The 18,426-nt window shown below is 62.8% G+C and carries 12 protein-coding genes, 3 rRNA genes and 3 pseudogenes; 9 read left to right on the top strand and 9 right to left on the bottom strand.

Going from position 1 to position 18,426, the window contains the following annotated elements:
* Nucleotides 1-3: 3 nt before the first annotated feature.
* Together M5I08_RS14565 and M5I08_RS14560 are read left to right on the top strand one after the other, a co-directional pair.
* Entirely contained in the window at nucleotides 4-369 is a 366-nt protein-coding gene (locus M5I08_RS14565; RefSeq protein ID WP_219067088.1) for a F0F1 ATP synthase subunit epsilon, read from the top strand.
* A 12-nt stretch (nucleotides 370-381) separates the two neighbouring features.
* Entirely contained in the window at nucleotides 382-825 is a 444-nt protein-coding gene (locus M5I08_RS14560) for a DUF2550 domain-containing protein (RefSeq protein ID WP_219067087.1), read from the top strand.
* Between the two features lie 8 nt (nucleotides 826-833).
* On the opposite strand, the gene M5I08_RS14555 is transcribed toward M5I08_RS14560, so the two are convergent.
* The gene (locus tag M5I08_RS14555) at nucleotides 834-1,424 is read right to left on the bottom strand and encodes a cob(I)yrinic acid a,c-diamide adenosyltransferase (protein ID WP_219067086.1); all 591 of its coding nucleotides are present in this window, start codon (nucleotides 1,422-1,424) and stop codon (nucleotides 834-836) included.
* A 71-nt stretch (nucleotides 1,425-1,495) separates the two neighbouring features.
* Here M5I08_RS14555 and murA point away from each other — a divergent pair, with 71 nt between their 5' ends.
* On the top strand, nucleotides 1,496-2,749 hold the full coding sequence (gene murA / locus M5I08_RS14550; protein ID WP_219067085.1) for a UDP-N-acetylglucosamine 1-carboxyvinyltransferase: 1,254 nt from the start codon (nucleotides 1,496-1,498) through the stop codon (nucleotides 2,747-2,749).
* 118 nt (nucleotides 2,750-2,867) lie between these two features.
* Here the strand turns inward: murA and M5I08_RS14545 are convergent, their stop codons facing one another.
* Nucleotides 2,868-4,133: an integrase catalytic domain-containing protein gene (locus tag M5I08_RS14545; protein WP_249762798.1), complete on the bottom strand. Its 1,266-nt coding sequence runs from the start codon at nucleotides 4,131-4,133 to the stop codon at nucleotides 2,868-2,870.
* Between the two features lie 330 nt (nucleotides 4,134-4,463).
* On the opposite strand from M5I08_RS14545, the gene M5I08_RS14540 reads away from it, so the two are divergent.
* The 4 genes from M5I08_RS14540 to M5I08_RS14525 all read left to right on the top strand — a co-directional run bounded on the left by M5I08_RS14540 (nucleotide 4,464) and on the right by M5I08_RS14525 (nucleotide 11,314).
* Nucleotides 4,464-6,011, top strand: a 16S ribosomal RNA gene (locus M5I08_RS14540).
* Between the two features lie 312 nt (nucleotides 6,012-6,323).
* Nucleotides 6,324-9,443, top strand: a 23S ribosomal RNA gene (locus tag M5I08_RS14535).
* A gap of 75 nt (nucleotides 9,444-9,518) precedes the next feature.
* Nucleotides 9,519-9,632, top strand: a 5S ribosomal RNA gene (gene rrf, locus M5I08_RS14530).
* Together the 16S, 23S and 5S rRNA genes form the textbook arrangement of a ribosomal RNA operon.
* 332 nt (nucleotides 9,633-9,964) lie before the next feature.
* A complete protein-coding gene (locus M5I08_RS14525; RefSeq protein WP_249762797.1) occupies nucleotides 9,965-11,314 on the top strand; it encodes an integrase core domain-containing protein in 1,350 nt (449 codons plus the stop codon).
* 83 nt (nucleotides 11,315-11,397) lie between these two features.
* Here the strand turns inward: M5I08_RS14525 and M5I08_RS14520 are convergent.
* Nucleotides 11,398-11,736, bottom strand: a pseudogene (locus tag M5I08_RS14520) (integrase core domain-containing protein); the annotation flags it as partial.
* A 120-nt stretch (nucleotides 11,737-11,856) separates the two neighbouring features.
* Nucleotides 11,857-12,057, bottom strand: coding sequence for a site-specific integrase (locus M5I08_RS14515; RefSeq protein ID WP_249762796.1), 201 nt, complete (start codon nucleotides 12,055-12,057; stop codon nucleotides 11,857-11,859).
* A 323-nt stretch (nucleotides 12,058-12,380) separates the two neighbouring features.
* On the opposite strand from M5I08_RS14515, the pseudogene M5I08_RS14510 reads away from it, so the two are divergent.
* A pseudogene (locus M5I08_RS14510) lies at nucleotides 12,381-12,848 on the top strand (IS30 family transposase); the annotation flags it as partial.
* A 293-nt stretch (nucleotides 12,849-13,141) separates the two neighbouring features.
* Here the strand turns inward: M5I08_RS14510 and M5I08_RS14505 are convergent.
* The 3 genes and pseudogenes from M5I08_RS14505 to M5I08_RS14495 all read right to left on the bottom strand — a co-directional run bounded on the left by M5I08_RS14505 (nucleotide 13,142) and on the right by M5I08_RS14495 (nucleotide 15,408).
* Entirely contained in the window at nucleotides 13,142-13,483 is a 342-nt protein-coding gene (locus M5I08_RS14505; RefSeq protein WP_249762795.1) for a DUF3024 domain-containing protein, read from the bottom strand.
* A 211-nt stretch (nucleotides 13,484-13,694) separates the two neighbouring features.
* Nucleotides 13,695-14,048 carry a hypothetical protein gene (locus M5I08_RS14500; RefSeq protein WP_219068754.1) on the bottom strand — a complete coding sequence of 118 codons (354 nt, stop codon included), beginning with the start codon at nucleotides 14,046-14,048 and terminating at the stop codon, nucleotides 13,695-13,697.
* A 90-nt stretch (nucleotides 14,049-14,138) separates the two neighbouring features.
* Nucleotides 14,139-15,408, bottom strand: a pseudogene (locus M5I08_RS14495) (PPE family protein, SVP subgroup).
* A 172-nt stretch (nucleotides 15,409-15,580) separates the two neighbouring features.
* On the opposite strand from M5I08_RS14495, the gene M5I08_RS14490 reads away from it, so the two are divergent.
* On the top strand, nucleotides 15,581-16,144 hold the full coding sequence (locus M5I08_RS14490; protein WP_249762794.1) for a hypothetical protein: 564 nt from the start codon (nucleotides 15,581-15,583) through the stop codon (nucleotides 16,142-16,144).
* 9 nt (nucleotides 16,145-16,153) lie between these two features.
* On the opposite strand, the gene M5I08_RS14485 is transcribed toward M5I08_RS14490, so the two are convergent.
* Nucleotides 16,154-16,651 carry a methylated-DNA--[protein]-cysteine S-methyltransferase gene (locus tag M5I08_RS14485; protein WP_219068758.1) on the bottom strand — a complete coding sequence of 166 codons (498 nt, stop codon included), beginning with the start codon at nucleotides 16,649-16,651 and terminating at the stop codon, nucleotides 16,154-16,156.
* Nucleotides 16,648-18,165 (bottom strand): AlkA N-terminal domain-containing protein, encoded by a 1,518-nt coding sequence (locus M5I08_RS14480; RefSeq protein WP_370328487.1) that lies wholly within the window; start codon nucleotides 18,163-18,165, stop codon nucleotides 16,648-16,650. Before M5I08_RS14480 ends, M5I08_RS14485 begins: the two co-directional genes overlap by 4 nt.
* Nucleotides 18,166-18,426 lie beyond the last annotated feature (261 nt).

Raw genomic sequence — 18,426 nt, 5'->3', positions numbered from 1 at the left:
GACATGGCCGAGATGAACGTGGAGATCGTTGCCGTCGACCGGAAAATCTGGTCGGGTCAGGCGACCTTTATCTTCACCCGCACCACTGTTGGCGAGATCGGTATCCTGCCAAGGCATATCCCGCTAGTGGCGCAGCTGGTCGACGACGCCATGGTTCGTGTCGAACGTGAGGGCGAGAAAGACCTGCGCATCGCGGTGGACGGCGGTTTTCTTTCGGTTACCGAGGAGGCCGTAAGCATCCTCGCCGAATCCGCGGAGTTCGACTCGGAGATCGACGAGGCTGCGGCTAAACAAGATTCCGAGTCAGACGATCCCCGCGTCGCTGCCAGAGGGCGAGCCAGACTCCGCGCTGTCGGCGCGCTCGACTAGCGTGCGGCGGCGATGAGCACGCTCATGATTAGCATGGTCGTGCTAATCGCCGTGTTGGGAATTGCGGTTGTCGCACTGAGTTTTCGCCTGTGGAAACTGCGCCAAGGTGGGACCGCGGCGATCATGCGGGACATCCCCGCCGTTGGAGGCCATGGTTGGCGCCACGGCGTCATCCGCTACCGGGGTCGCGATGCCGCTTTCTACCGATTGTCGAGTGTTCGCTTGTGGCCGGATCGGCGGCTGAACAGGCGAGGTGTGGAGATCGTTTCGCGACGTTCGCCACGCGGTGACGAGTTCGACATCATGACTGAACAGATCATTGTGCTGGAACTGCGCGACAACACGCAGGAGCGAAGGGCTGGATATGAAATCGCGCTCGACCGAGGTGCTTTGACCGCTTTCCAGTCGTGGTTGGAGTCACGTCCCTCGCCGCGCGCACGCCGCCGCAGTGTCTGATTTCAGCATTACTTCTCGGACTGGCTGGCCCGTCCGGCGCCCGGTTGCCAAAGCACATCGCCGTCGGGATTGGCCAGCCGGCACAAGATAAATAGCAAGTCGGACAGTCGATTTAGATACTTAGCCGGCAGCGGGCTGACCGCCGATGGGTGTTGTTCGATCGCGGACCATGCCGAACGCTCGGCGCGGCGCACCGCTGTGCGGGCGACATGCAGCAGCGCCGATAGCGGTGAACCACCCGGGAGCACAAAGGAGTTAAGTGCAGGCAGACCTTCGTTGAACTCGTCACACCATGTCTCGAGTCGGTCGACGTATGCCTGTGTGATGCGCAGCGGAGGATGCTGGGGATTGTCCACAACTGGAGTCGAGAGATCCGCGCCGGCATCAAACAGGTCGTTCTGGATTTGCCGTAAGACGTCGGTTAGTTGCTGCTTCGGGTGTCCTAGCGCGATGGCCACGCCAATCGCCGAGTTGGCTTCGTCGCAGTCGGCATAGGCCACCAACCGCGCGTCATTTTTGGAGACCCGCGAGAAATCGCTTAAGCCCGTGGTGCCGTCGTCGCCGGTCCGGGTGTAGATGCGGGTCAGATGTACTGCCATAACCAAAAACCGTACCGCGCTGACCGCCATACCGACTGACAGGGCGAAATCGCTTCACTAAACTAACCCGAGTGGCCGAGCGTTTCGTTGTGACCGGTGGCAGCCGGTTGTCCGGCGAAGTCGCTGTTGGCGGGGCAAAGAACAGTGTTCTGAAATTGATGGCTGCAGCCCTTCTTGCCGAAGGCACCAGCACGATCACCAACTGCCCCGACATCCTGGACGTCCCGCTGATGGCGGAGGTGCTGAGGGGCGTGGGCGCCACGGTCGAACTGTCTGGCGCAACCGTGCGTATCACCTCGCCGGACGAGCCGAAATACGACGCGGACTTTGCCGCAGTCCGCCAGTTCCGAGCTTCGGTCTGCGTACTCGGCCCCCTGGTCGGGAGGTGCAAGCGGGCCAAAGTCGCACTGCCCGGCGGTGACGCCATCGGGTCGCGTCCGCTGGATATGCATCAGGCCGGGTTGCGGCAGTTGGGGGCTGTCTGCAATATCGAACACGGCTGTGTCGTTGCCCACGCAGATACCTTGCGGGGCGCGGAGATTCAGTTGGAGTTTCCGTCAGTCGGAGCCACCGAGAACATCTTGATGGCTGCGGTGCTGGCGGACGGCGTCACCACGATTCACAACGCAGCACGGGAACCCGATGTGGTGGACCTGTGCACGATGTTGAACCAGATGGGTGCTCAGGTTGAAGGCGCCGGTTCGCCGACGATGACGATCACCGGTGTACCGCGCCTGTATCCGACCGAGCACCGCGTCATCGGCGACCGCATTGTTGCTGCCACCTGGGGCATCGCCGCGGTGATGACCCGCGGGGACATCACGGTGAACGGGATCGACCCCGCGCACCTCCAGGTCGTATTGCACAAATTGCACGACGCAGGTGCCACGGTTACCCAGACCGACGACAGTTTCCGGGTAACGCAGTACGAGCGCCCGAAGGCCGTCAATGTCGCAACGCTGCCGTACCCCGGATTCCCGACGGATCTGCAGCCGATGGCAATCGGACTGGCTTCGATCGCCGACGGCACCTCGATGATTACCGAGAATGTGTTCGAGGCACGGTTCCGATTTGTTGAGGAGATGATCCGCCTCGGCGCCGACGCTCGTACCGACGGGCACCATGCAGTCGTGCGAGGCCTGCCGCAACTGTCGAGTGCGCCCGTGTGGTCGTCGGACATCCGGGCCGGCGCCGGCCTGGTGCTCGCCGGACTGGTGGCCGACGGTGACACCGAGGTGCACGACGTCTTTCACATCGACCGCGGCTATCCGTTGTTCGTGGAAAATCTGGTCAGTCTCGGAGCGGAGATCGAGCGGGTAGAGTAGTTGCGACGTAAGGACTCTCGCCGATTCTTTGTCAAGCGGTGGCGAGCGTAATGCCTCATGTAAATATGCCCGCGAAACCTGATCCATGCCTCACGTAGGAATGCCCGCGAAATCAGGGTCAGCTGGCCGTCTTGTTCGTGGTGCGGATGCCGGATCTGACGTCGGGCAGGGCGGCGGGTATAGAGGCGAGGTAGAGCTGCTCGGTCTTGTCCTTGGCGGGTCTGAGCAGGGCAGCCTGCAGGTCGGCGATCTGGCGGGCGATCGCGGCCGGGTTGAGGCTGTGTCGGTAGGTGAGCAGCTCCGATTTCTGCGCCGCTGAGAGGACCCCGGCGGCCAGCAACCGGTCCAGCGGGGTCATGGGCTTGTCGTAGAGCCGGCGGCGTTGACCGTCGCGGCTGCAGCCGTAGCCGATGGGTTTGATGGTGGGGGTCAGGTAGTTGAGCCGGTCGTTGACCAGGTGCCAGAGCCGGTTGAGCACCGCGCGTTCCTCGTCGGTGTCGTAGCGGTAGTAGAATCCGTATCGGCGCACCAGGTGGTTGTTCTTGGACTCGATCGTGGCCTGATCGTTCTTCTTGTAGGGCCGTGAGCGGGTGAAGAAGATCTCCATCTGCGCCGCCCACTTGATGACAGCCTTGTTCAGGAACTCGGTCCCGTTGTCGACGTCCAAACCGGTTACCTCATAAGGTATTTCATGCACTCCTGCTTTCAGTGCGCCCAGGATGTGGGTGTTGGCGTTGTTGCGCACGGTGCGGGTGAACACCCAGCCGGTATGGACATCGGTGAGGTTGAGGGTGCGGGCGAACTCGCCTTTGAGTGTTGGGCCGCAATGCGCGACCGTATCACCCTCGAAGAAACCGGGTTCGTCTTCTACCTCATCGCCAGCCCTGCGAACCTTGATCGAATTCCGCAGCAGCGGTGAGGGTGTCGTCGTCGAAACACCACTGATCTGGTCCCTGGCCTTCGCCGGCGCCAGATAGCGGTCAATCGTCGCCGCGCTCATCTCCAGCAGCTCGGCACGCACGTCCGGGCTGTAGCGGTCACGACCGAAGGCCAGCTCATCGTGGCGTTGCAGGCCGTCGAGCTGCAAGCGCATCGAAGCAGCCAAATACTTCCCGCACTGCCCACCCGAGGCGGCCCAAACCCTTTGCAGCACCTTGAGCGCGTCGTAGGAAAACTTCACAGCCCTGGGCTTGCGGGGCCGCTTCGCCACATTGCGCCCCGGCCCCGGTGGCCGCTTTGCCGCTGCCGTGAGCCTGCGGCGGGCGTTGTCGCGCGACCAGCCCGTCACCTCAACGATCTGGTCCAGAATCTGCCCCCTGTTCTTCTTCGAGGCCTTCACATACGCCTTGGCGTACCTGGTGGTGATCTCGGCACGAGACGTCATCGACAACCCACATTCCATGCCTAACGACGGTCACCGTTTCGCGGGCATTCTTATGTGAGGCACCGAGGGTGTTTCGCGGGCACTTTTCGTGAGTCAAGTCGGCGAGTTGACCGGCGCTGTGCCGCGGAGTACAGTAGCAGGGTTGCCTGGTCAAGGGTGTTGTTTGAGAACTCAATAGTGTGTTTGGTGGTTTTGTTTTTGTTGTTGTTTTTTGCCATGCCTTGATATTCCCGTGTTGGGGTGTGGTTTTTTGGATGCCAGTTTTTGGTGTCTTTTTGTTAGGTCAGATTGTTCTGATTCGAATTCTGCCCGGTTTGGTCCGGGGGTTTTTGTTTGGAGAGTTTGATCCTGGCTCAGGACGAACGCTGGCGGCGTGCTTAACACATGCAAGTCGAACGGAAAGGCCCTTTCGGGGGTGCTCGAGTGGCGAACGGGTGAGTAACACGTGGGTGATCTGCCCTGCACTTCGGGATAAGCTTGGGAAACTGGGTCTAATACCGGATAGGACCATGGCATGCATGTGCTGTGGTGGAAAGTGCGGTGTGTAATAGCACTGTGCGGTGTGGGATGGGCCCGCGGCCTATCAGCTTGTTGGTGGGGTGATGGCCTACCAAGGCGACGACGGGTAGCCGGCCTGAGAGGGTGTCCGGCCACACTGGGACTGAGATACGGCCCAGACTCCTACGGGAGGCAGCAGTGGGGAATATTGCACAATGGGCGCAAGCCTGATGCAGCGACGCCGCGTGGGGGATGACGGCCTTCGGGTTGTAAACCTCTTTCACCATCGACGAAGGCCCGGTGTTTGCCGGGTTGACGGTAGGTGGAGAAGAAGCACCGGCCAACTACGTGCCAGCAGCCGCGGTAATACGTAGGGTGCGAGCGTTGTCCGGAATTACTGGGCGTAAAGAGCTCGTAGGTGGTTTGTCGCGTTGTTCGTGAAATCTCACGGCTTAACTGTGAGCGTGCGGGCGATACGGGCAGACTGGAGTACTGCAGGGGAGACTGGAATTCCTGGTGTAGCGGTGGAATGCGCAGATATCAGGAGGAACACCGGTGGCGAAGGCGGGTCTCTGGGCAGTAACTGACGCTGAGGAGCGAAAGCGTGGGGAGCGAACAGGATTAGATACCCTGGTAGTCCACGCCGTAAACGGTGGGTACTAGGTGTGGGTTTCCTTCCTTGGGATCCGTGCCGTAGCTAACGCATTAAGTACCCCGCCTGGGGAGTACGGCCGCAAGGCTAAAACTCAAAGGAATTGACGGGGGCCCGCACAAGCGGCGGAGCATGTGGATTAATTCGATGCAACGCGAAGAACCTTACCTGGGTTTGACATGCACAGGACGCATCCAGAGATGGGTGTTCCCTTGTGGCCTGTGTGCAGGTGGTGCATGGCTGTCGTCAGCTCGTGTCGTGAGATGTTGGGTTAAGTCCCGCAACGAGCGCAACCCTTGTCTCATGTTGCCAGCGCGTGATGGCGGGGACTCGTGAGAGACTGCCGGGGTCAACTCGGAGGAAGGTGGGGATGACGTCAAGTCATCATGCCCCTTATGTCCAGGGCTTCACACATGCTACAATGGCCGGTACAAAGGGCTGCGATGCCGTGAGGTTAAGCGAATCCTTTAAAGCCGGTCTCAGTTCGGATCGGGGTCTGCAACTCGACCCCGTGAAGTCGGAGTCGCTAGTAATCGCAGATCAGCAACGCTGCGGTGAATACGTTCCCGGGCCTTGTACACACCGCCCGTCACGTCATGAAAGTCGGTAACACCCGAAGCCAGTGGCCTAACCCTTGCGGGGGGGAGCTGTCGAAGGTGGGATCGGCGATTGGGACGAAGTCGTAACAAGGTAGCCGTACCGGAAGGTGCGGCTGGATCACCTCCTTTCTAAGGAGCGCCACGAAAAACATCCCGCAGCAAGGCGGGGTGTGGGCCGTGAGGAGCCCGGTCGTCTGTAGTGGGCGCGGGCTGGGTGCGCGACAGCAAAGCGAGAAGCCGGACACGCTATTGGGTCCTGAGGCAACACCCGGGGCCGGTTCGCCGGCCTGTTTCGGGTGGTGTTGCCGCCCCGTCTTGGTGGCGGGGCGTGGTGTTTGGTAATTGGATAGTGGTTGCGAGCATCAGGGGGATGCGTCGCCTGTTTGGCGGGCGGCGTGTTCTTTTGTGCGATTTTTCCAAAATATCTTGTGGTTTTTGTGTTTGTAAGTGTGTTAGGGCGCATGGTGGATGCCTTGGCATCGAGAGCCGATGAAGGACGTGGGAGGCTGCGATATGCCTCGGGGAGCTGTCAACCGAGCGTGGATCCGAGGATGTCCGAATGGGGTAACCCGGCACGAGTGATGTCGTGTCACCCGCCGTTGAATGTATAGGCGGCGGGGGGGAACGCGGGGAAGTGAAACATCTCAGTACCCGTAGGAGAAGAAAACAAGTGTGATTCCGTTAGTAGTGGCGAGCGAACGCGGAGGATGGCTAAACCGCGCGCATGCGATACCCGGCGGGGGTTGTGTGTGCGGTGTTGTGGGGTCTGTGTTCTCCTTACCGCCGTGAGGGGCAGCAGTGAGAAAGCGGCGTGTTAGCCGAAGTGGCCTGGGATGGTCTGCCGTAGACGGTGAGAGCCCGGTAGGTGAAAACATGTCGTCTGTTGTCATAGATACCCGAGTAGCAGCGGGCCCGTGGAATCTGCTGTGAATCTGCCGGGACCACCCGGTAAGCCTGAATACTTCTCGATGACCGATAGCGGATCAGTACCGTGAGGGAATGGTGAAAAGTACCCCGGGAGGGGAGTGAAAGAGTACCTGAAACCGTGTGCCTACAAGCCGTCAGAGCCTTCCCCTCGGGGTGGGGTGATGGCGTGCCTTTTGAAGAATGAGCCTGCGAGTCAGGGACATGTCGCGAGGTTAACCCGGGTGGGGTAGCCGCAGCGAAAGCGAGTCTGAATAGGGCGTATCCCCCGTGTGGGGGTGTAGTGGCGTGTTCTGGACCCGAAGCGGAGTGATCTACCCATGGCCAGGGTGAAGCGCGGGTAAGACCGTGTGGAGGCCCGAACCCACTTAGGTTGAAGACTGAGGGGATGAGTTGTGGGTAGGGGTGAAAGGCCAATCAAACTCCGTGATAGCTGGTTCTCCCCGAAATGCATTTAGGTGCAGCGTTGCATGGTTCTTGCCGGAGGTAGAGCTACTGGATGGCCGATGGGCCCTACTAGGTTACTGACGTCAGCCAAACTCCGAATGCCGGCAAGCCGACAGTGCGGCAGTGAGACGGCGGGGGATAAGCTCCGTGCGTCGAAAGGGAAACAGCCCAGATCGCCGGCTAAGGCCCCTAAGCGTGTGCTAAGTGGGAAAGGATGTGCAGTCGCGAAGACAACCAGGAGGTTGGCTTAGAAGCAGCCACCCTTGAAAGAGTGCGTAATAGCTCACTGGTCAAGTGATTGTGCGCCGATAATGTAGCGGGGCTCAAGCACACCGCCGAAGCCGCGGCAACGGCCTTTGGTCGTTGGGTAGGGGAGCGTCCTGCATCCGGTGAAGCCGCAGAGTGATCTAGCGGTGGAGGGTGTGGGAGTGAGAATGCAGGCATGAGTAGCGATAAGGCAAGTGAGAACCTTGCCCGCCGAAAGACCAAGGGTTCCTGGGCCAGGCCAGTCCGCCCAGGGTGAGTCGGGACCTAAGGCGAGGCCGACAGGCGTAGTCGATGGACAACGGGTTGATATTCCCGTACCCGTGTGTGCGCGCCCGTGATGAATCAGCCCTGCTAACCGCCCAAAACCCCGCTGATCGGATCCTTTTAGGAAAAGACGGCGGGGGGCTGCGCGGGACCCGGGTTGGTAGTAGTCAAGCGATGGGGTGACGCAGGAAGGTAGCCGTACCAGTCAGTGGTAATACTGGGGCAAGCCCGTAGGACGACATCTAGGCAAATCCGGGTGTCATATGTCTAAGAGGTGACGCATAGCCGGATGAGGTGAATTCGGTGATCCTCAGCTGCCGAGAAAAGCCTCTAGCGAGCACACACACGGCCCGTACCCCAAACCGACACAGGTGGTCAGGTAGAGAATACCCAGGCGTACGAGAGAACTATGGTTAAGGAACTCGGCAAAATGCCCCCGTAACTTCGGGAGAAGGGGGGCCGGAACGCCGTCAACCCACATGCTGGGGGCAGCGGGATCCGGTCGCAGAAACCAGTGAGAAGCGACTGTTTACTAAAAACACAGGTCCGTGCGAAGTCGCAAGACGAGGTATACGGACTGACGCCTGCCCGGTGCTGGAAGGTTAAGAGGACCCGTCAACCCCGCAAGGGGTGAAGCGGAGAATTTAAGCCCCAGTAAACGGCGGTGGTAACTATAACCATCCTAAGGTAGCGAAATTCCTTGTCGGGTAAGTTCCGACCTGCACGAATGGCGTAACGACTTCTCAACTGTCTCAACCATAGACTCGGCGAAATTGCACTACGAGTAAAGATGCTCGTTACGCGCGGCAGGACGAAAAGACCCCGGGACCTTCACTACAACTTGGTATTGATGTTCGATGCGGTTTGTGTAGGATAGGTGGGAGACTGTGAAACAATTACGCCAGTAATTGCGGAGTCGTTGTTGAAATACCACTCTGATCGTATTGGACCTCTAACCTCGAACCGTATATCCGGTTCAGGAACAGTGCCTGGCGGGTAGTTTAACTGGGGCGGTTGCCTCCCAAAATGTAACGGAGGCGCCCAAAGGTTCCCTCAACCTGGACGGCAATCAGGTGTCGAGTGCAAGTGCACAAGGGAGCTTGACTGCAAGACCCACACGTCAAGCAGGGACGAAAGTCGGGACTAGTGATCCGGCACCCCCGAGTGGAAGGGGTGTCGCTCAACGGATAAAAGGTACCCCGGGGATAACAGGCTGATCTTCCCCAAGAGTCCATATCGACGGGATGGTTTGGCACCTCGATGTCGGCTCGTCGCATCCTGGGGCTGGAGCAGGTCCCAAGGGTTGGGCTGTTCGCCCATTAAAGCGGCACGCGAGCTGGGTTTAGAACGTCGTGAGACAGTTCGGTCTCTATCCGCCGCGCGCGTCAGAAGCTTGAGGAAACCTGTCCCTAGTACGAGAGGACCGGGACGGACGAACCTCTAGTCCACCAGTTGTCCCACCAGGGGCACCGCTGGATAGCCACGTTCGGACAGGATAACCGCTGAAAGCATCTAAGCGGGAAACCTTCTCCAAGACCAGGCTTCTCACCCATCCAAGTGGGATAAGGCCCCCCGCAGACCACGGGATCAATAGACCAGACCTACACACCCCGCAAGGGGCGCAGGGAACTGGCACTAACCGGCCGAAAACTTACCCACAAAAACCCGCAACCACATCCACACACACCACCCCCGCCACCAAAACACCCTCCAACAAAATAAACTCAATAAAGTTACGGCGGCCACAGCGACAGGGAAACGCCCGGACCCATCCCGAACCCGGAAGCTAAGCCTGCCAGCGCCGATGATACTACCCAACCCGGGTGGAAAAGTAGGACACCGCCGAACACACACAACAAGCCCCGTGCCCCCCAAAACCCTTGGGGGGCACGGGCATTTCTACTGCCGTGCTGCAGCAACTCGGCGGACTTCGCCCGTGGGGCACGGTGGCCGGCTTGGTCTCCGACAGTGGGGTATTCAAGTCGCTCCCCCGGAATTTGCCAAGGTGGTTGTTTTGCGTCTGAGTTAATGCGGCAGGAACGGGAAAAAATACCCAGCCAGATGTGGGCGTGTCGGACACGTCTGGAGGATTGTCATGTCGTCTGCTGGCCCGGTGGAAAAGGGACGCAAACCGCGGCGGGTGCTGCCGCCGAGCGAGAAGTGGGAGCTGTTCACCTCAGGTGCTGACGGGGCAGTTCACCCAGCGGGAGGCCGCTGCGAAGTGGCGGGTCGACCGCACCACGGTGACGACGATCTGCCGGTCGGCGAAGGAGGGTGCCCTGGCGGCGCTGTCGGCGACGCCGGGACGTCCGGGCAAGAGCGCCGAGCAGGTTCGAGTTGGAGGAGGCCAGGGCGGAGCTGGAGCAGCTGCGGGCCACAATCACGGCGCAGGCGGTGGAGCTTCATCTGTACCGGGGAAAATCGCGTTGGGACTGACCGTCGGCCCAGTCCCGGCGCGTGTGGACGCATCCGTCAAGGCTGGCATCTGCGACCTGGTCGATCACGCGGTGGTGCACGGCTGGCCGGCCCGGTCGGCGTGTCGGGTGCTGGACGTGGACGACACGCGGGTGGCCCGTTGGGCCGCGCGCCGCGCCGCCGGCGAACCGCTGGACGACGCCCCGCCGGGCGGCAACCCTCTGCACGGTCTGCTCGAGTGGGAGGCCGACGCGATCGTGCAGCTGTTCGAGCAGTGGGGTGAGACCGACCGGTCGCACCGTAAGCTCGCGCACCGCGGGTCACGGATCGGTGCGGTCCATGTGTCACCGTCGACGCTGCAACGCGTGCTACTGGCCAAACAGCTTGTGCTGCCCGGGAATCCGCCTCGCGAACCCACGCCGCGCAAGCCGTGGCCGGACTGGCTGGAATGGAAACCGAACCGGATCTGGGGCTACGACTTCACGCACTTCCCGCGTGCTCAACGCGCCGCGGTCGCGATCATCGACATCGTCTCCCGCAAGTGGATCACCACGGTGTGCTCGGCCGAGGAATCCTCCACCCAGGTCGAGATCGCCTTCTCCCGCGCCCTGGAACACGAGGACCTGTGGCACGCCGCCGACCTGGCCGCCACTGACACGCTCGTCAAGGCTCTCGTCGACGGCGACGCCGAGGTCATCGACCGGGCCATCGCCGACGGCGACCGGCCACTGCTACTGGCGATCAGTGACAACGGCCCGCAAATGCGCTCACACACCACCCGCGAGTTCCTGGCCGGCGTGGCGATCGCCCGCCAGTTCGGAAGGCCCGGAGTGCCCCAAGACCAGGCCTGGATCGAGACCCTGTTCGGACACGTCAAGGGCGAATGGCCGCACCTGGAGAAGATCCGCGGCGGCGCCGAACTCGACGCCGAACTCGCCCGCGTCCAGATCCGCTACAACACGGTGCGGCTCTCGGCCGCCATCGGCTACGTCACCCCATGCGACGAACACGAAGGACGCGGTGACGCCATCCGCCAAGCCCGCCGCGACGGGCTCGCCCGGGCACGCGCCGACCGCATCGACTACCGTCGACACCTGAAGGAAACCCAACCATGATCACGCACCGCTCTTGGCTGGGTATTTCGAACCGCGAATGCCTCATTGAGTCAGACACACGTCGTGGATGCGTCCATCGGGTGTTAAGCGGCTGTCGTGTCGGCCTCCTGGGTGGCGTCCTCGGCTGGTCGGTTGATCCAGACGGTGTCGGGCAGATCGAGGATCTTCGGTGCGCGGGTCGTGCCGAAGCGGTGCGGGTGTCGGGCCCGGGCATCGGTCAGCACGGCGCGCCGGCCGGCGGCTTTGTCGGTGGCCAACCCGAAGTGCACATCGGCGGGTGTACGTAGGCCGATGCCGGTATGACGATGCTCGTGGTTGTACCAGTTGACGAAGATGCCCATGAATTACCTTGCCTCGGAGAGTGATCCGAAGCGTTCAGGAAATTCCGGTCCGTACTTCAACGTCTTGAACAGCGACTCCGAGTTATCCGGAATTCCGGATAACTCGGACTATGCCGAGCGCGTGGTTATGCCGAGTGCAGGCCCAGGTCCCCGGGTTCGTGCTGGCTGGAGCGCTGCGGTCGCTTGAACCGCTCGGGATAATCAGAGGCTTTCCAGGTAGGCGAGCAGGGTGTCCGGCGGCTGGTAGCGGTTGGTGGTCGCCTCAGTTTGCGTCGTGCGGTCGAGTGCACGTTGTTTGACGGCGAGGTCGGCGTGCAGGCAAATCTGCGTTGAGGCGATGCTTTCGTGGCCGAGCCAGAGCGCGATCACCGAGATGTCGACGCCCGCTTCGCGCAAGAACATTGGCCGCGGTGTGCCGCAGGGTGTGGGGTGTGACTCGTTTGCCGGTCAGCGTTGGACATCGCACGGCCGCGGTGGTCGCGTATTTCGTGATGAGCCAACCCGGTCCTCGACTTCGGCGGGCCGATCAGCGATCATCGTCATAGCGGCGAGCCGACCAGGGCGTTCTAGCCCCTGGACCCGGCGGCGGCGCCGCCGTTTGGCCAGACGGGTTAACTCGGTTCCGGGGATCGTAGATCGCCTGGTAGATCGACTCGGTACACAGATGGCGCTCGGGTTGGTCCGGGAACCGCACCGGCAGTTCATGAGCCATGCGCGAACAGGTCGGGCACTGGGAGGGCGACTGCATCATGGGCGCTGGAAACCGTTCGGCGATCGGCACTCTCGTCGAACGCGTAACCCGATTTGTGATCCTCATCCACGTGCCCACTGGGCGGCCGACCGCCGAGGCGGTGCGTGACAACGTCGCCGAAGCGCTGGGTGCTTTTGCTCTTCATCTGCGCCGGACACTGACCTGGGATCAGGGCAAAGAACTTGCGCTGCACCAACAGATCACCATCCGCACCGGCACACGCGTGTTCTTCCGTGACGCACACTCGCCGTGGCAGCGGGGCTCCAACGAGAACATGAACGGCTTGCTGCGCGACTACTTTCCCAAAGGCATTGATCTGGCCCACATCTCGCCCGAGGGACTGCAGCGAGTCGCCGACGAACTCAATGACCGGCCCCGTAAAACTCTTGGCTGGGCCCGACCCGCTGAGCTGATCGCCAATGCCGCGCTAAAGACGGCATAACGCCGCGGGGCTCTGTTCGGTAGGCTCGGCTTCCATGGCAGAGCCGGTAGGCCCCCTTCCTGGGTCTCGACGCCGACGACGCGGTCGAGCTCGGCGAATTGTTGGCCTTCCTTCGCGACTGGCTGGCCAGCGACCCCAACCGGCTTGACGCGTCGCTTGCACGACTACGTCGGGGTGCCCGACCACCTCGGCGCGCCTCCTGCCGCATCGAGGAACTGCGCGCTGACCTTGAGCGTTACGCTCGAATGGTGCTCGGCTATGACACAGCCGGCAGGTTCTTCGGGTAGCCCCGGTCAGCCCCAAAAGATCGCTGTGGGATCTCGATCCACTTCGGCAAGCAACTCCTCGATATTGGCCGTCGCCGACACCAGGTCATAGGCATGGAAACGCAAGTTACGGTCGCGCCAAAACAATGACCACACACCGGCGGTCTTCGCATAGCGCAGCCGAGCGATCGGGAACCGGGTCCACTCCGAGCCCATCCCCGCTCGCCACGGCGGCCGGCACTCGACGATCGTCAGATGACGCTCCGCGACGTCCACCTCGACCCGGACTTCGTCACGGACCTGCTCGGGCACCCGACGTTGACACCATCGCTGCACCCGCACCACATCCGTCTCCGGCAGGCCCCTCACACGACTAGTGTGCAACTCGTCCCGTTGCGACGTTCACTGGAACCCGCCCCCCCAACGCGTACGCGGAAGGCATGCCCGGGATGCCGATGCTTGGCAACACGGCCCTGCGGGGCTCGACCCGACCCGAGCCCAAGTACGGCTTGCGCCAGGTTCGCTTCATGGCACGCCCAGCCGCCGCGGGCTAACGAAGACGCGAGGGGCGGGCCGGCCGTTAACGCGCCGATTCCACGGCCGGCTCGCCGGATAACACCTGGGTTACCGGAATCGCATACGCCGAGCGGGCTCGCTTCGCCAGGCGCAGTCGCAGCCACGTCGACCGGACCTCGACGATCATCAACTGATCAGGCCGGAAACGCTCGACCGCGTCGGCCAGGGCATGCATGGGTCGTTCATCGCCGGCCTCGCCGTCGGCGTGCAGGCCGGCGGTCCGCAGCGCGGCCAACATAGTGCCCAGCCGCTGATGTGCCGCTTCCAGCGTCGCGTCCCACAGATAGATTGGACCGGTGTTTTCGGCTTGGCCGGTATCAATCGGGCCTCCTGCTTCAGCATGACGGGACGCTAGCACCCGTCAAGCGCTGCCGCCGCCCAATTCAGACCGGCACGGCGCCTAGCGCGGCGAGCAGGCTGCACGAACCCACACGAAAGCGCCGCGGGTTCAACGATTCAGGATGCGTCGTTTCAGATCGTTGAATTCCTCGTCAGTCAGGATTCCAGCGTCGCGCAGTGCGGCGAATTCGCGTAGTTCGGCAGCGATTCCAGCGACCGGACTGCCCGGTGATCTCTGTGGCCTGACGCATTCACGAGCAGTCGCCCCAACGAGCTCCCGACGGCCAGGCCGAGTGCCGGCGAGGGCGCCCCCGGCCATACCCGCCAAGGCCATCTCGTTGAACACGGTTCCCGAGGTACCCGCCAATACCGCCGGCGCGGCGCCAACGCTGGTGGCCGGCAACGCGTAGGCGACAGTGCGTATCTCCGGGGCAGCCGCAGCCCAGCTCGACGGCACCGCCAACCCGCCGACCGCCCGGCCGATACCCGCCGACACCGCCGCCGGCACCCCACCGGCAACCGGGCCGGCCGAGCCTGCTGACGAGAGCGCACCGGTCGGTCGTAACTGGCCTATCGCGTTCAGGATTTCGCCCTGATTAGCCGAAAGTTCATCCCCCACGCTGAGGATCTCTGCCGAGTCCAGCGATGCGGACTGCCATGCCCCGACCGACAGGGCCACATCAGCTGCCGCCAAACCGGCGCCGGCCTCCGCCGCTCCCGGGATTGTCAGGAGGGCAAGGTCCGGCACGGCCTGCGCCGGCGATGCGAGCCCCTGCAGCGCACCGGGCATCGCGGAGGTCAGTAGCGTCTGTGCGTTCGTCGCAGCCGACGTGGCGCCGGCCGCTGCAACCCGGGCGGCTTGGCCGGCCAACCCGGCCGGGTTGCTGCCGTGCGGTGGAGCGGCGAAGGGGGCCAACCTCGACGCGGCCGCCGTGGCGGCAGCATAGCCGTACATCGCGGTGGCGTCCTGGGCCCACATTTCGCCGTAGTGGGCTTCGGTGGCCGCGATCGCAGGGGTGTTCTGGCCCAAAAAAATTGGTCGCAACCAGCGACATCAGTTGAGCACGGTTGGCCGCTATCACCGGCGGGGGCACCGTCGCGGCAAACGCCGCCTCATAGGCCACCGCCGCCGCGTTTGCCTGGGTGGCCGCCTGCTCGGCCTGCCCGGCGGTGGCGCCCATCCACCCCACATAGCGTGCGGCCGCGGCCGCCATCGACGTCGACGCCGGTCCCAGCCACGACTCAGCCGTCAGTTCGGAGACCACCGACTCGTAAGAGGTTGCCGCCGAATACAGTTCGGCGGCCAGCCCGCCCCAGCCCGCCGCGGCCGCCCGCATCGGTCCGGATCCTGGACAACTCACCCTGACACGCGGGGTCATCGCGCTCCCGAGAGTGAGCGCTGTGCTTCGCGCCAATGAACAGCTCGCTGCCACAACGAAATCGCACATTGTTGCACTCAGGTCCCACAGGTCGCGGTAGCGCAACGCTATCGTCTCAAATGGTTACGGAACCGTGCTGTAAATGTTATAAAAGTACTCTAACGTTATCAAAGTGAAATTTGTGCTTTATGAGTACAAACTGATGAGGGGGGAATTTGTGACGATTGCGATCAACACTTCGGGGTATCTGCGCCGACCGATGTCGAACACGGGGCGGACATTCAGCCTTTTGGATGCCATGGCATCGTCGACGACGGCCGTGCGCCATGTCATAGTCACGGTGGCCGTAGTCGCTGCGGCGGTGAGCTCAACGCCTGCGGCGCACGCGGATTCGGTCGGCGACGCGATGGCGCCGGTGCTCAATGGCGTGGGCATCGGCAATAACGGCCCGGTCAGCGGCGCCATCGCCCAAGTCGGGCAATCCATTTGCCCGATGCTGGTCAAACCCGGAAGCAGCTTTGCCAGCAGCGCGGCTCAAGTCAGTGGCCACGGCGGACTCGCGCCACCCCTAGCGGGCCTCCTCGTGGGGATGGCCATCCAGTCTCAGTGCCCGGCCTTTATGACTTCGGTTGCCAACGGCAACATGCCGTTCCCTATCCCCGGAGGGGCGCCGGCGGGCCTCCCGTTCGGCGTAGGGGCTCCATCGCCGTCTCCGCTCCAGCTGCCGGGACTCTAGACCGCACGTTCAATCGAAGAGAGACAGTATCGCGGACCGCTGTCTTCTCTCCAATTCGAGCAGCGAGCGTTTGCGGTCGAGCCCACCGCCGTAGCCGGTAAGACTTCCGCTCGCGCCGATGACGCGGTGACAGGGCACGACGATGGCAATCGGATTGCGGCCGTTCGCCAATCCGACGGCTCGGGCGGATCCGGTGGCGCCGATCTGTTGGGCAATTCGACCATAGGCTCGAGTTTCACCGTACGGGATTGTCAGCAGCGCCTGCCAGACGCGCCGCTGAAACTCGCTGCCGGCGAGTGCGAGCTGGAGATTGAAATCGGTTCGTTCGCCGGCGAAGTACGCGTCGAGTTGTTCGACCACATCCGGGAAAGCGCGGTCGTTGGGCACCCAATCCGCACGGTTCGGCTCGTGGGTCTGGTTCAGCATGCGCAAATTCGTCAACACCCGGCCGCGGCCGGCCAGTGCCAACGGACCGAGCGGGCTGTCAATGACGCGGTAGTGGATCATGCGATCTCCTTGGACGGCCAGTCGTTTACCGGATGCTCCAGCGTGGTCCAGAGATGCTGAGTGGCATAGGAGCGCCACGGGCGCCATGGGCGGCTTCGTGCATTTAACGCCCGCTGCGCGGTAGGCAGCCCCACTTGTTTTGCAGCCAAGTGCAGTCCGAGGTCGCTGGCGGGAAAGGCGTCGGGGTCACCCAGCCCGCGCATGGCGATGATCTCCGCGGTCCACGGTCCGATGCCGGGTACCGCCAGCAACTGGTGACGGGCCGCATCCCAGTTGCAGCCGGCGTCAAGGACCACGCTGCGGTCGGCCAGTCGGCAGATCAGGGAGGTCAGGGTGCGCCGTCGGGCCTTCGGGACTGCCAGATGAGTCGGATCGATGTCGGCGAGCTGCTCTACCGACGGAAAGGTATGTGTCAGTTCGCCGTCGGCGTCGTGGATTGACTGGCCATACGCCATGACCAGCCTGCTTGCGTGGGTTCGCGCGGCCTTGGTCGATATCTGCTGACCCAGCACCGTCCGCACGGCCAGTTCGGCCTCGTCGACGGTCCGGGGTATGCGTTGCCCGGGTGCCTTGGCCACCACAGGAGCGAGCGCCGGATCGGATCGCAATACCTCGATCACTGCGTCCGGATCGGCATCGAGGTCTAACAGGCGCCGACAGCGGGAGACGGCGGTCGTCAGGTCGCGGAAGTCGTCGAGCACCAAGAGGCACCGAACGTGATCGGGCGCGGGTGTCAGACTGACGGTGCCGTTTCCCGACGGCAGTCGCAAGGTGCGGCGATAGGCGCCGTGGCGCACCTCCTCGCATCCGGGTACCACGCCAGCGGCCAGATGACCGAAAACTCCCTCGTAGGCGAACGATGTCCGTACCGGCAGGCGCAGCGACACCAGGCCCGATGACGCGGCGTCGCGCCCGAAGCGGGCGGAAGCGCGTTGGCGCAACTTGGTTGGCGTGCTGTCGCACACCGACCGTACGGTGTCGTTGAACTGGCGAATGCTGGAAAAGCCTGCGGCAAAAGCGACGTCGGCAAAAGGCAGATCCGTTGTCTCGATCAGTATCCGCGCGGTCTGCGTGCGCTGCGCACGGGCCAGAGCTAGCGGGCCGGCGCCGGCCTCGGCCTGCAACAGCCGCTCAAGCTGACGGGCGGTGTAGCCGAGGCGGGCGGCAAGACCAAAGACACCTTCGCGATCGACGGTACCGTCGGCGATCAGCCGCATGGCTCGGGCGACGAGGTCGCCGCGGACGTTCCACTCCGGCGAACCCGGCGATGCGTCTGGGCGGCAGCGCTTGCACGCGCGAAAGCCGGCATGTTGAGCGGCCGCCGCGGTTGGATAGAAACGGACGTTGCGGGCGAACGGTGGCCGGACCGGACAGCTGGGGCGGCAATATATTCCGGTGGTCAGCACCGCGGTGACGAACCAGCCGTCAAATCGGGCGTCCTTGGATTGCACGGCCCGGTAATAGCGGTCGAAGTCGTCATCCACGGTTCGACAATTACACGCGGCAACCGACATTACTAGCGGAAATCCGACATCGTGGTGGCGGAGCGCGAGTGAATGAGTCCCTGAGAAGCACGCCACGAAGATCGACCTATATGCGAGCAGACCGGCGGTCGACCAGGGCGACCGGGTCAGCCTGCCGGCCCACCACCTGCTGCACGCCGTGGCCGACTCGGAGCGGCTGACATCCGCCGACCCCGTGTGGGTTTTAGACCCGGAGATGGCTGTGGATACGGGCGCAGGCGGCTCCACCGGAAAATGCGCGGGGTGGTGCAG

The sequence above is a fragment of the Candidatus Mycobacterium methanotrophicum genome (assembly GCF_023515995.1).
GTDB lineage: Bacteria > Actinomycetota > Actinomycetes > Mycobacteriales > Mycobacteriaceae > Mycobacterium > Mycobacterium methanotrophicum.
Note: the sequence above shows the minus strand (reverse complement) of the source record. Positions and strands in the feature narration are given on the sequence as shown.